Annotated in this window: 9 protein-coding genes; 1 reads left to right on the forward strand and 8 read right to left on the reverse strand. The window is 73.1% G+C overall.

Going from position 1 to position 12,414, the window contains the following annotated elements; genetic code table 11:
• Window positions 1-43: 43 nt before the first annotated feature.
• From IG64_RS14425 to IG64_RS14435, 3 genes are read right to left on the reverse strand one after another with little or no spacing between them, the layout of a single operon-like run.
• Window positions 44-1,105, reverse strand: coding sequence for a TolB family protein (locus IG64_RS14425; RefSeq protein ID WP_051812914.1), 1,062 nt, complete (start codon window positions 1,103-1,105; stop codon window positions 44-46).
• A complete protein-coding gene (locus IG64_RS14430; protein WP_078883999.1) occupies window positions 1,102-2,454 on the reverse strand; it encodes an MFS transporter in 1,353 nt (450 codons plus the stop codon). The genes IG64_RS14425 and IG64_RS14430 overlap by 4 nt, the downstream gene beginning before the upstream one ends.
• 1 nt (window position 2,455) lies before the next feature.
• A complete protein-coding gene (locus tag IG64_RS14435) occupies window positions 2,456-3,310 on the reverse strand; it encodes an alkaline phosphatase family protein (RefSeq protein ID WP_037855941.1) in 855 nt (284 codons plus the stop codon).
• A 299-nt stretch (window positions 3,311-3,609) separates the two neighbouring features.
• Here IG64_RS14435 and IG64_RS14440 point away from each other — a divergent pair, with 299 nt between their 5' ends.
• Window positions 3,610-6,618, forward strand: a complete 3,009-nt coding sequence (locus IG64_RS14440) for a bifunctional [glutamine synthetase] adenylyltransferase/[glutamine synthetase]-adenylyl-L-tyrosine phosphorylase (RefSeq protein ID WP_037855771.1) — start codon at window positions 3,610-3,612, stop codon at window positions 6,616-6,618.
• A gap of 43 nt (window positions 6,619-6,661) precedes the next feature.
• Here IG64_RS14440 and IG64_RS14445 read toward each other — a convergent pair whose 3' ends face one another.
• From IG64_RS14445 to IG64_RS14465, 5 genes are all read right to left on the reverse strand, one after another.
• Window positions 6,662-7,498, reverse strand: coding sequence for a phosphatase PAP2 family protein (locus tag IG64_RS14445; RefSeq protein ID WP_037855773.1), 837 nt, complete (start codon window positions 7,496-7,498; stop codon window positions 6,662-6,664).
• Between the two features lie 120 nt (window positions 7,499-7,618).
• Window positions 7,619-8,647, reverse strand: coding sequence for a LacI family DNA-binding transcriptional regulator (locus IG64_RS14450; RefSeq protein WP_267883405.1), 1,029 nt, complete (start codon window positions 8,645-8,647; stop codon window positions 7,619-7,621).
• A 25-nt stretch (window positions 8,648-8,672) separates the two neighbouring features.
• The gene (locus tag IG64_RS14455; protein ID WP_037855775.1) at window positions 8,673-10,337 is read right to left on the reverse strand and encodes a glycoside hydrolase family 13 protein; all 1,665 of its coding nucleotides are present in this window, start codon (window positions 10,335-10,337) and stop codon (window positions 8,673-8,675) included.
• Window positions 10,338-10,455: 118 nt separating this feature from the next.
• The gene (locus IG64_RS14460; RefSeq protein ID WP_037855776.1) at window positions 10,456-11,376 is read right to left on the reverse strand and encodes a sugar ABC transporter permease; all 921 of its coding nucleotides are present in this window, start codon (window positions 11,374-11,376) and stop codon (window positions 10,456-10,458) included.
• Window positions 11,377-11,388: 12 nt separating this feature from the next.
• Entirely contained in the window at window positions 11,389-12,387 is a 999-nt protein-coding gene (locus tag IG64_RS14465) for a carbohydrate ABC transporter permease (RefSeq protein WP_199811590.1), read from the reverse strand.
• Window positions 12,388-12,414: the final 27 nt, after the last annotated feature.

The following is a 12,414-nucleotide window of genomic DNA, read 5'->3' on the forward strand; positions in this document are numbered from 1 at the left end:
GGCTGGGGCAGCACCGAGGGCAGGGCGAGGAGCGGCCTGCCCGTCAGTGCCTGGAGTCCGGGGCCGGCGCGGCCGGGACCGCCGGTCGGCCGGTGAACGCCGGTGACAGGGCCGCCGTGCTGATGCGGTGCGAGTGGCCTGTGCCGTCGGCGGGGACCGAGTACAGGTCCGCGCCGTAGTCGCCGGGCAGGGCGTAGACGATGGTCCGGGGGTCCTGCCAGACCGCCTGGTCGTCCACGCTCCTGGGTTCCGCCAGGGGCGTTTCGCGCATCGTCCGCAGGTCCAGGACGTACAGGTGCCAGGGGGCGTCCCCGGGCAGGCCCGGTACCCGTTTCTTGTAGGCGACGCGCGTGCCGTCCGGGGACAGGGACGGGCATTCGACGTTCTCGTGGACCGTGGTGAGGGTGTGCGCGGTCAGGTCGCCTCTCACCAGGTAGGTCTTGCCCTTCGTCGCCAGCGTGGCGTAGAACGTGCGGTCGTCCGGTGCGAAGGTGACGCCCCAGAAGTTCACGTCGGGGGACGTGTAGGGGCGGCCGTCCTTGACGATGCGGAACGTCTCCAGGGTGGGGGTCAGCCGCCCCGTGCGGACGTCCACGATCGCGGCGCGGGTCGAGAAGTCCGTGCCCGCGTACGAGTCTCCGCCCACGAACGCCGTCCATGCCGCGAAGTGGCCGCTGGGGGAGACGCGGGCGCGCGACGGGATGCCGGGGACGTCGTATCGCGCGCGCTCCTTGAGACGGGCGTCCAGGATCAGGGCGCGGTAGGTGTCCGAGACCGGGCCGTGCACCGACTGGAGGCACACTCCGGTGCCCGCGGCCGCGTGGAACCGCAGGCACTTGACGCCCGAGGCGGTGCGCGGGCCGGCGGGGTCGGCGGACGGGACCGTCGTCAGTTCGTCGCGGTGCGGGCCCCACGCCATGTTGCGGAAGACCATGCGGCCGGGGGCCGTCAGGGCCACCTCGCCCGGCGACACCCGGGGGCCTGCGGCCTGCGGCAGGCCGCGGCGGTCCGCGCGGGCCGTGGCGTGCAGCACGGCGGCCACGGCCACCGCCGCCAGGACGAGGACCGCCCCGAGCAGGATCAGGATGCGGGCGCGTGCCGTCATGCCGGTGCCGTTCCTTCCGGGCGGGGGCGCAGGGAACAGGAGAGCACCGCGCACGCCGCCAGGGTCAGCGTGGACGCCGTCAGCGCCGTGCGGTCGCCCCACAGGGTCCACGCCGCCCCGAAGACCAGCGAGCAGACGAAGCGGGTCGTGGCCTGGCCCGTCTGGACCAGGGCCAGGCCCGAGGAGCGCAGTTCCGGTGGTACGCCGTCCGAGGCCGCAGCCATCAGGACGCCGTCCGTCGCCGCGTAGAACGTGCCGTGCAGGAGCAGGACCGCGTACGGCAGCGCCGTGCCGTGCCAGGCGGTGAGCAGCAGGGCGTAGGCGAGCAGCAGGGCGCCGTGGCCGGCCACGAAGACCGTCCAGCGGCCCACCCGGTCCGCCAGCCGGCCCAGCGGGACCGCCAGCAGCAGGAAAGCGGCCGCCGTGCCCAGCGGGAGCAGCGCGAACCAGCGGTCGGGGACGCCCAGGCGGCGCTGCAGCAGGAGGTAGACGAAGGAGTCGCTGACCGTGGCCAGGCCCAGGAGGAGGGCGCAGAGGGTGATCCGGCGCAGGTCACGGTGGCGGAGCAGGGCGAGGGCCGCGCGCAGGGTGGGGGGCGCGGGCGGGGTGAGGGGCGTCGTGGGCGGGGCGGGCGCCTCACCGGGGGCGGGGTGTTCGCGCGGGGGCTGTGCCGGGGGACGCCCGGCCTGCCCGGACGGTACGAACAGGACCAGGACCACCACCCCCACCGCCGCCACGCAGAAGCTCACCGTGAAGACCGCGTCGTAGCCGTCCACCGTCGCCCGCAGGATCCAGAACGCCGCCAGCGGGCCCAGCAGCGCGCCCGCCGTGTCCATCGCGCGGTGGACGCCGAAGGCGCGGCCCCTCGTCCCGGGGGTGCTGGACAAGGAGATCAGCGCGTCGCGCGGGGCCGTGCGCAGGCCCTTGCCGGTGCGGTCGGCGGCCAGGACGAGGCCGATGGGGGTGAGGCTGTGCACCACCAGCAGCAGCGGCTTGCACAGCGCCGAGATGCCGTAGCCCAGCCCGGCCACCCGCTTGTGGCCGCCCCTGCCCCGGTCGGCCAGGTGGCCCCCGGCCAGCCGGACCAGGGCCGAGAAGCCGTTGTAGACGCCGTCCAGCAGGCCGAAGCCCAGCGGGGAGAGCCCGAGGCCCGTGACCAGGTACAGCGGCAGTACCGCCGTCACCATCTCCGAGGACACGTCGGTGATCAGGCTGACCGTGCCCAGGGCGAGGACCGTGGGGGCGACCGCGGCGCGGCGCCGCCCGGGACCCGGCCGGGCGGCGCCTTCCGCGGACGCCGGTGCGTGCGCGGCACCCGGGGTGCCCGCGCGGCTGTCCGCTACGTACATGTCAGGACGCCCAGACGCCGGTGATGTCGTGGGCGTTCGCCGCGTTGCCCGCGTGCGTGCTCAGGCGCTGCGTGTCCTCCAGGGTGCGCAGCAGGTCGTAGTGGTTGTAGGTGGTGGCGCTGGTCGAGCCGGCGGCGACCGGCTGGCCGTACAGGACGGTGGGGATGCGGTTGCCGCTGAGCTTGTCGTCCTCGTCGAAGGTGACGACGAGCAGGCTGTTGTGCGTCTTCGCCCAGGCGGCGTACGCGCCGAGGTTGTTCTTCAGCCAGGTGTCGCCCGTGGAGACCGAGCAGTCGTGCATGTCGCTGCACAGGTTCGGGGTGACGAAGGACAGCTGGGGGAGCGTCGAGTAGTCCGTCGGGAACTGCGCGAACGTCTTGGCCGACGACGTCGGTACGTTGCTGAAGCCGAACCACGGGTTGTGCTTGCGGGCGTACTTGCCGCTGCTGCACGTCGTCGAGCCCTGGCTGGGCAGTGTCTCGTTGTAACTGGCCCAGCTGCGGCCGGCGGCGAGCTGCTCGGAGGCCAGGTTCGGGGCCGAGGAGAAGCCGGGCGTGTAGCAGCTGTCGTCGGTGACGCCCTGGGTGGAGCCGGAGAACAGGGCGAAGTAGTTGGGCTGGCTCGGGTGGGTCTCGGCGTAGGCCTGGGTGAGGTTCGCGCCGCCGGACTTGAGGGAGTTCAGGTACGGGGCGCTGGAGGAGCCGATCACCTGGCTGTAGGCGTGGTTCTCGAAGACCACGACGACCACGTGGTCCGGAGCGGGCACCGCGGTCGCGGCCTGCGCGGACGGGGCGCCGCCGCCCAGGCCCGTCCACAGGCCGGCCGCCGCGGCCGCGAGGGCCGCGGCGGACGCCAGGGCGGCGCGGCCGCGGCGCGGCGCCCGCCTGCCGGGGCCGAGGGGACTGCCGCAACGGCTGTCGGCAGCGAGGGGACTGTCGGACACGGTTACCTCCGGGGAATGAGGAGACTCGGCGGGGGAGAGCATGCACACGCCAAAGTGATGCCGCGCCGCCGTGCCCGGCCCAGCGGGTGAAGAGCAGGTGAACTGCTGACGCACGGCCCCCTCCCGGACAGCCGGCGCCCCGCTCCGCAGCCGCGGGGGGAGTCTCCCGCTACGCTCTGGCCAGGACCACCTAGATCCGACGGGAGGCCGGGATGACGGCGCCGGGGCGCAGGAGCAGTACCTTCACTCGGCTGCTGCGGCACGGCTTCACCGATGCCCTGGCCGCCGAACGGCTGCTGGACAGCGCCGAGCTGGCGCCGGTGCGCAACGACCCGGTGCTGCTGGAGGCGCTCGGCGCCACCGCCGACCCGGACCTCGCCCTGGGCGGGCTGGTGCGCCTGCTGGAGGCCCAGCCCTCCCCGACCGCCCGGCGGGAACTGCTCGACACGCTGATAGCGGCCAAACCGCTGCGCGACCGGCTGCTCGGCGTGCTCGGCGCGTCCGCCGCGCTCGGCGACCACCTCGCCCGGCACGCCGGGGACTGGCGCGCCCTCGTCACCTACGAGCCGCAGGACCTGCACCCCGGGCTGGCGGAGTTCGAGCGCGGCCTCGCCGAGGCCGGTGACCCGGTCGCGCTGCGCGTCGCCTACCGCCGCTGCCTGCTGTCGATCGCCGCGCGCGACGTGTGCGGCACCACCGGCGTCGCCGAGACCGCCGCCGAACTGGCCGATCTCGCCACCGCCACGCTGCGCGCCGCGCTGCGCATCGCGGCCGCCGAGGCGCCCGAGGACGCCGCGCTGTGCCGGCTCGCCGTGATCGCCATGGGCAAGTGCGGCGGCCACGAGCTGAACTACGTCTCCGACGTCGACGTCATCTTCGTGGGGGAGAGCGCGCGGGAGGACGGCGGCGACGAGACCGCCGCGCTGCGCGCCGCCACCCGGCTGGCCTCGCGGATGATGCGCGTCTGCTCCGAGACGACCGTCGAGGGCAGCATCTGGCCCGTCGACGCCAATCTGCGGCCCGAGGGGCGCAACGGCCCGCTCGTACGGACCCTGAGCAGCCATGTCGCCTACTACCAGCGGTGGGCGAAGACCTGGGAGTTCCAGGCGCTGCTGAAGGCCCGCCCGGTCGCCGGGGACGAGCGCCTGGGCGCGGAGTACGTCGCCGCGCTCTCCCCGCTGGTCTGGCAGGCCGCCGAGCGGGAGAACTTCGTCGCCGACGTGCAGAAGATGCGCCGCCGGGTCGTGGAGAACATCCCCGTCGGCGAGGTCGAGCGCGAGCTGAAACTCGGGCCCGGCGGGCTGCGGGACGTCGAGTTCGCCGTGCAGCTCCTGCAGCTCGTGCACGGCCGCGCCGACGCCTCCCTGCGCAGCGGCACCACCCTGGACGCGCTCCAGGCCCTCGCCGCGGGCGGCTACGTCGGCCGCGCTGACGCGGGCCGGCTCGACGAGGCGTACCGCTTCCTGCGCTTCATGGAGCACCGCATCCAGCTCTACCGGCTGCGCCGCACCCACCTGCTGCCCGAGGACGACGCGGACCTGCGCCGCCTGGGCCGCTCGCTCGGTCTGCGCGCCGACCCGGTGGCCGACCTGACGCGCGAGTGGAAACGGCACACCGGTGTCGTACGGCGCCTGCACGAGAAGATCTTCTACCGGCCGCTGCTCGACGCCGTCGCGCAGCTCGCCCCCGGCGAGGTCCGGCTCAGCACCGAGGCGGCCCGCGAGCGGCTGGTCGCGCTCGGGTACGCCGACCCGGCCGCCGCCCTGCGCCACCTGGAGGCCCTCGCCTCCGGCGTCACCCGCAAGGCCGCCATCCAGCGCACCCTGCTGCCCGTGCTGCTGGGCTGGTTCGCGGACTCCGCCGACCCGGACGCCGGACTGCTCAACTTCCGCAAGGTCTCCGACGCGCTCGGCAAGACTCCCTGGTACCTGCGGCTGCTGCGCGACGAGGGCGCCGCCGCCGAGAACCTGGCCCGCGTCCTGTCCGCCGGACGCCTCGCCCCCGACCTGCTGATGCGGGCACCGGAGGCGGTGGCGCTGCTCGGCGACGGCGGCGGCGACGCGGGCGGCCTCCGGCCGCGCGGCCGGGCCCAGCTGGAACAGGAGATCCTCGCCGCCGTCGGCCGTGCCGAGAGCGCCGAGCAGGGCGTCACGGCCGCGCGCGGGGTGCGCAGGCGGGAGCTGTTCCGCACCGCCGCCGGCGACATCGTCGGCTCCTACGGCACCGAGGCCCAGCCCGCCGCGACCGACCCGGGCCCGCTCGTGGACCGGGTGGGCGGCGCGGTGTCGGACCTGACGGCGGCGACGCTCGCCGGCACCCTGCGGGCGGTGGTGCGCGAGGGGTGGGGCGACACGCTGCCGACCCGGTTCGCCGTCATCGGCATGGGCCGCTTCGGCGGTCACGAACTGGGCTACGGCTCCGACGCCGACGTGCTGTTCGTGCACGAGCCGCGCGAGGGCGCCGGCGAGCGGGAGGCCGCCGACGCCGCCCACCGCGTGGTCGCCGAGATGCGCCGGCTGCTCCAGATCCCGAGCGCCGACCCGCCGCTGCTCATCGACGCGGACCTGCGTCCCGAGGGCAAGTCGGGACCGCTGGTGCGCACCCTCAAGGCGTACGAGGCCTACTACCGGCGCTGGTCGCTGGTGTGGGAGTCGCAGGCGCTGCTGCGGGCCGAGCCGGTGGCCGGGGACGAGGACCTGGGACGGCGGTTCACCGCGCTGATCGATCCGCTGCGGTACCCGGCGGGCGGCCTCGGTGAGGACGCGGTGCGCGAGATCCGGCGGCTGAAGGCCCGCATGGAGTCCGAGCGGCTGCCGCGCGGCGCCGACCCCAAACTGCACACCAAGCTCGGGCCCGGCGGTCTCTCCGACGTGGAGTGGACCGTGCAGCTGCTGCAGCTGCGGCACGGCGCCGAGGTGGCGGGCCTGCGCACGACCCGCACCCGGCAGGCGCTCGCCGCGGCACGGGCGGCCGGTCTGGTCTCCGAGGAGGACGCCGTCGTCCTGGACGAGGCCTGGCTGCTGGCCACCCGGGTGCGCAACGCGGTGATGCTGGTACGCGGCCGGGCGGGCGACACGTTCCCCACCGAGTCGCGGGAACTGGCCGCCGTGGGCCGCTACCTCGGCTACGGACCCGGTCACGTCGGCGACATGCTCGACGCCTACCGGCGCACCGCACGCCGGGCCAGGGGCGTGGTGGAGTCGCTCTTCTACGAGATGTGAGGCCGGGGGCCCGGGCCCCGCCCCGGCCCACGCCCCCTGGCGCCTACGCCCCCGCCGCCTGCCAGGCCGCCCTCGGCAGGGCGTGCGGCAGGACGCCGTACCAGGCCCGCGCGGCGGTGAGGCCGAGGGCGAGGCAGAGGACTCCGCCGACCGCGTCCAGCCAGAAGTGGTTGGCGGTGGCGACGATGACGACCAGGGTCGCCGCGGGGTAGAGGGCGGCGAGGACCCGCACCCACGGCACGGTGGCCAGGGCGAGCAGGGCCAGACCGCACCACAGGGACCAGCCGATGTGCATGGACGGCATCGCGGCGTACTGGTTGGACATGTGCTTGAGGTCGCCGGAAGCCATGGAGCCCCAGGTGTGGTGCACCTGGACGGTGTCGACGAAGCGGCCGCCCGCCATCAGACGCGGCGGCGCCAGCGGGTACAGGTAGTAACCGAGCAGGGCCGTGCCGGTGGTCGCGAAGAGGGCGAGGCGGGCCGCCGCGTACCGGCCGGGATGGATGCGGTAGAGCCACACCAGGACGCCCACGGTGATCACGAAGTGCAGGGTCGCGTAGTAGTAGTTCATGCCGACGATCAGCCAAGTCACCGAGTTCGCGGTGTGGTTGACGGCCTGCTCGACGGCGATGCCCAGGTGGTGCTCGGTGTGCCAGACCCAGTCGGCGTTGCGCAGGGCGGCCGCCTTCTGCTCCGGGACCGCGTTGCGGATCAGGGAGTACGTCCAGTAACTCACCGCGATCAGCAGGATCTCGAACCAGAGGCGGGGCCGGCGCGGGGCCCGCGGCCGGCGGGCGGGCGGGGTGCGCCCGCCGACCGTGACGGGGTACGGAAGGCCCTTTCCGGGACCTTCCGGTCGAGTCACGGCCGTATCACCCATAGGCACAGAGTGTGCCAGAAAAGCCCCCTCCCGCCGGTGATCCCCCGGCCGGGTCCCGCGCGCATGTTCCGCGGCGGGCGCGGGCGCGGGGACGGGGCGGCGGCGAGAGGGAGGGCGGGGTCAGGAGCGGGGCTTGGGCGCCGACGCCGTCGAGCCGCGGACCACCAGCTCGGGCATGAACACGAACTCGCTGTGCGGCGCGGGCGTCCCGCCGATCTCCTCCAGCAGCGTGCGCACCGCTGCCTGGCCCATCGCCGGGACCGGCTTGCGGACCGTGGTCAGCGGCGGGTCGGTGAAGGCGATCAGCGGGGAGTCGTCGAAGCCGACGACCGAGAAGTCCCGGGGGACCGCCATGCCCTGCTGCCGGGCCGCGCGGATGGCACCGAGCGCCATCATGTCGCTGGCGCACACGATCGCGGTGCAGCCACGCGCGATGAGCGCCGTCGCCGCGGCCTGGCCGCCCTCCAGCGTGTACAGGGAGTGCTGGACCAGCTCCGTCTCCACGGCGTCGGGCGCCAGGCCCAGCTGGTCCTGCATCGCGCGCACGAAGCCCTCTATCTTGCGCTGCACCGGCACGAACCGCTTCGGCCCGAGGGCCAGACCGATCCGGTGGTGGCCCAGGGAGACGAGGTGGGTGACGGCCAGCGTCATCGCGGCCCGGTCGTCGGGGGAGATGAACGGCGCCTGCACCTTCGGCGAGAAGCCGTCGACCAGCACGAACGGCACGCCCTGGGCGCGCAGCCGTTCGTAGCGCTCCATGTCGGCCGTGGTGTCCGCGTGCAGCCCGGAGACGTAGATGATGCCCGCGACCCCGCGGTCCACCAGCATCTCGGTCAGCTCGTCCTCGGTGGACCCGCCCGGCGTCTGGGTGGCCAGCACCGGGGTGTACCCCTGCCGGGTCAGCGCCTGCCCGATCACCTGGGCGAGCGCCGGGAAGATGGGATTCTCCAGCTCCGGGGTGATCAGGCCCACCAGGCCCTCACTGCGCTGGCGCAGCCGCACCGGACGTTCGTAGCCCAGAACGTCGAGTGCGGCGAGCACGGACTGGCGGGTGGTGGCGGCGACGCCCGGCTTCCCGTTCAGGACGCGGCTGACGGTCGCTTCGCTCACCCCCGCCTGCGCAGCGATGTCGGCAAGCCGTGTGGTCACAGGAGTGGACTGTACCGGCTGCATCTCAGACTGCCCACCAGACGGCGCAGTCCCCGGGAAGTTGCGTCAAGTCGGTGCCGGGCTCCACGTCGGAGCTGGCGAGCAGGAGTGTGCCCGGTGTGGCCACCGTGACCGGTGCGGCGGTCAGGTTGACCGTGCACACGAAGGAGCCCTCGTCGGTGTCGCGGCGGAAGGAGAGCGTGCCCTCGGGGCCGTCCAGCCAGGTGATCTGGCGGCCGGCGCCCAGCGCGGGGTGCTCGCGGCGGACGGCGAGCGCGCTGCGGTAGAACTCCAGCGTGGAGTTGGGGTCGCCCTCCTGCGCCTCGACGGTCAGGGCGCGCCAGCTCGCGGGCTGCGGCAGCCAGCTCGGGCCGCCCTCGACGGGGCCGAAGCCGAACGGCGGGAGCTGCCCGGACCACGGCAGGGGCACCCGGCAGCCGTCGCGGGTGCCGTCCTGGCCGGAGCTGCGGAAGAACGCCGGGTCCTGGCGGACCTCGTCGGGCAGGTCGACGACCTCGGGCAGACCCAGCTCCTCACCCTGGTAGAGGTACGCCGACCCGGGCAGCGCGAGCATCAGCAGCGTCGCCGCCCGGGCCCGGCGCAGACCACGCGCCTCGTCCCCTTCCGCGAGGCGCGTGGAGTGCCGTACGACGTCGTGGTTGGAGAGCACCCAGGTCGCGGGCGCGTGCACGGCGTTCATGGCGCGCAGCGAGCGGTCGATGACGTCGCGCAGCTCGGCCGCGTCCCAACCGGTCGTCAGGTACGAGAAGTTGAACGCCTGGTGCAGCTCGTCGGGGCGCAGGTACAGGGCGCTGCGCTCCACGGTCGGCGTCCAGGCCTCGGCGACGGCGATCCGGTCCCCGGCGTACTCCTCCAGGATCCGGCGCCAGCTGCGGTAGATCTCGTGCACGCCGTCCTGGTCGAAGTACGGGACGGCCTGCGTGCCGAGCAGCTTGACCTGCTCGTCGTGGCCGATGTCGGGCAGACCGGCGGCCTTGACCAGACCGTGCGCCACGTCGATGCGGAAGCCGTCGATGCCCAGGTCCAGCCAGAACCGCAGGATGGAGCGGAACTCGTCGTGCACGGCCGGGTGGTCCCAGTTGAAGTCGGGCTGTTCGGGCGCGAACAGGTGCAGGTACCACTGGCCCGGGGTGCCGTCCGGCTCGGTGACCCGGGTCCAGGCCGGTCCGCCGAAGATGGACTCCCAGTCGTTGGGGGGCAGTTCGCCGTTCCCGCCCTTGCCGGTGCGGAAGTGGAAGCGGTCGCGCAGCGGGGAGCCGGGGCCCTCGCGCAGCGCCTGCTTGAACCACTCGTGCTGGTCGGAGCAGTGGTTGGGGACCACGTCGACGATGACCCGCAGACCCAGCGCGTGGGCGTCGCGGACCAGGTCGTCGGCGTCGGTGAGGGTGCCGAACATCGGGTCGATGGCCCGGTAGTCGGCGACGTCGTACCCGGCGTCGGCCTGCGGGGAGGCGTAGAAGGGCGAGAGCCAGACGGCGTCGACCCCGAGCTTCTTCAGGTACGGCAGACGGGCGCGGATGCCGGGCAGGTCGCCCATGCCGTCGCCGTTGCCGTCGGCGAAACTGCGCGGGTAGACCTGGTAGATGACCGCGTCGCGCCACCACTCCCGGCGCCCGGAGGCGGCGGCGGAGGCTTCGGTGGGGACTGTGTCGGTGACGTGCTGGGTCATGGATTCCCTTAAGGGGTACGAGGGGAACGACGAAGGCGCTGGTCCGGCGGGCGGGGCCGGGGCGGCGGCGGGGCGCGCCGCCGGCTGGCCCGGCGGGCGGCCGGGGAGCCGGGTGCGCTCAGGACTTGGTGCCGCCGGCCGTCAGCCCGGAGACCAGGCTGCGCTGGACGAGCATGAACACGAGGGCCGCCGGGATGGTGATGATGATGGCGGTGGCGGAGGTCCACGCCCAGTCGGGGCGCTGGTCCTGCGCGAAGGTGCGGATGCCGACGGCGAGCGTGTAGTGGTCGGACTGCATGAACTGCGTCGCGTAGGCGACCTCGCCCCAGGCGGTGAGGAAGCTGTAGAACGCGGTCACCGCCAGGCCCGGCTTGGCCAGCGGCACGATCAGCCGCCAGAAGGTGCCGATCGGGGTGAGCCCGTCCACCCGGCCCGCCTCGTCTATCTCCTTGGGGATGGTGTCGAAGTAGCCCTTCATCATCCAGGCGCAGAACGGCACCGCCGTGGTCGCGTACGCCAGGATCAGCCCGAAGTAGTTGTCGAGCAGGTGCAACTCGGACATCAGCAGGTACAGCGGCACGATCAGTACGATACTGGGGAACATCTGGGTGACCAGGAACGTCCACATCAGCTGCCGGCTGCCCGGGAACCGCATCCGGGACACGGCGTATCCGGCGGTCGAGGCGAGGAAGACGCCGAGCACGGTGGTGCCGCCCGCCACGATGACGGTGTTCAGGAACCACTTGGCCAGGTCCGAATGGGCCAGGACGTCGCTGTAGTTGTGCAGGCTCAGGTGCTTGAACACCTGCCCCGGCTCCTGCCAGGCGTTCTTCGGGCCGAGCGAGATGAACAGGATCCACACCACGGGGAACGCGGCGATCACGGTGGCGAGGATCAGCGTGCAGTGCAGGACCACGGAGGCCCAGGGGCTGCGCTCCTCGCGCCCGCGCACCTTGCGCGGAGGCGCGTCGGCGGCGGTGGGGCGGGCGGGGGCGGCAGCGGGCGTGGCGGCGCCGGTCTCGTGCGTTGCTGCGGTCATGGCGGTGGCTCCTTACGCCTGCTCGGACTTCAGGGTGCTGCGGCGGTAGAAGGTCGAGAAGGCCAGCAGGAGAGCGAGGATGATGATGCCGTAGGTGGCCGCTCCCGCGTAGTCGGAGATCCCGTTGAAGGCCTTGTGGAAGGCGAAGGTGACGAGGATGTCGGTGTCGCCGGTGGTGTTGTTGCCCAGCAGCAGGTAGATGACGTTGAACATGTTGAACGTCCAGATGCAGCCCAGCAGGATCACCGTGCTGGAGACCGGCTTCAGGCCGGGCAGCGTGACGTTGACGAAGCGCTGCCAGGGCGAGGCGCCGTCCATCTCGGCGGCCTCGTACAGCTCCTTGGGGATCGACTGGAGTCCGCCGAGCAGGGCGACCATGTTGAAGGGGATGCCGATCCAGACGTTGACCATGATGACGGCGATCTTCTGGGCCAGCGGGGTGCCCAGCCAGTTCTGCGCGGGCAGGCCGAAGGCCGTGATGATGTCGTTGAAGACGCCGTACTGGGAGTTGAGCATCAGCCGCCAGGCGAAGACGCCGATGAACGACGGGACGGCCCAGGGCAGGATCAGCATCGCCCGGTAGAAGCCGCGCAGCCGCATCTCGCGGTTGAGCAGCACGGCGAGCGCCATGCCGAGGCCCACCTGGAGCACCACGCAGGACACGGTCCACACGACCGTCCACACCAGGCGCGGGTAGAAGTCGCCGTCCGCGCCCGACAGGACGTGCCAGTAGTTGTCGAGGCCGACGAAGTCGTAGGTGGCCGGGCGGTGGAAGGCGCCGATGGTGGTGGCGACGTTCGACTCGTTGGCGTTCGTCAGCGACTGGTAGAAGCCGTACCCCAGCGGATACAGGACGAGCAGGGTGATGACGATGGCGACCGGGGCCACCATGGCCCAGGCGTACCAGTACTTGTCCCAGGATCGCCTGAGCGCCGAGGGGCGGGCCGGGCGCGGGGACCTGTCGCCGCTCGCTGTCTTGTGGGTCTGTCCGGTGCTCGCTGCGGTCGTCATACTCATCGGCTCTTTCGCGGACGAAGT

Source organism: Streptomyces sp. NRRL S-340 (assembly GCF_000720185.1).
In the GTDB taxonomy this organism is placed as follows: Bacteria; Actinomycetota; Actinomycetes; order Streptomycetales; family Streptomycetaceae; genus Streptomyces.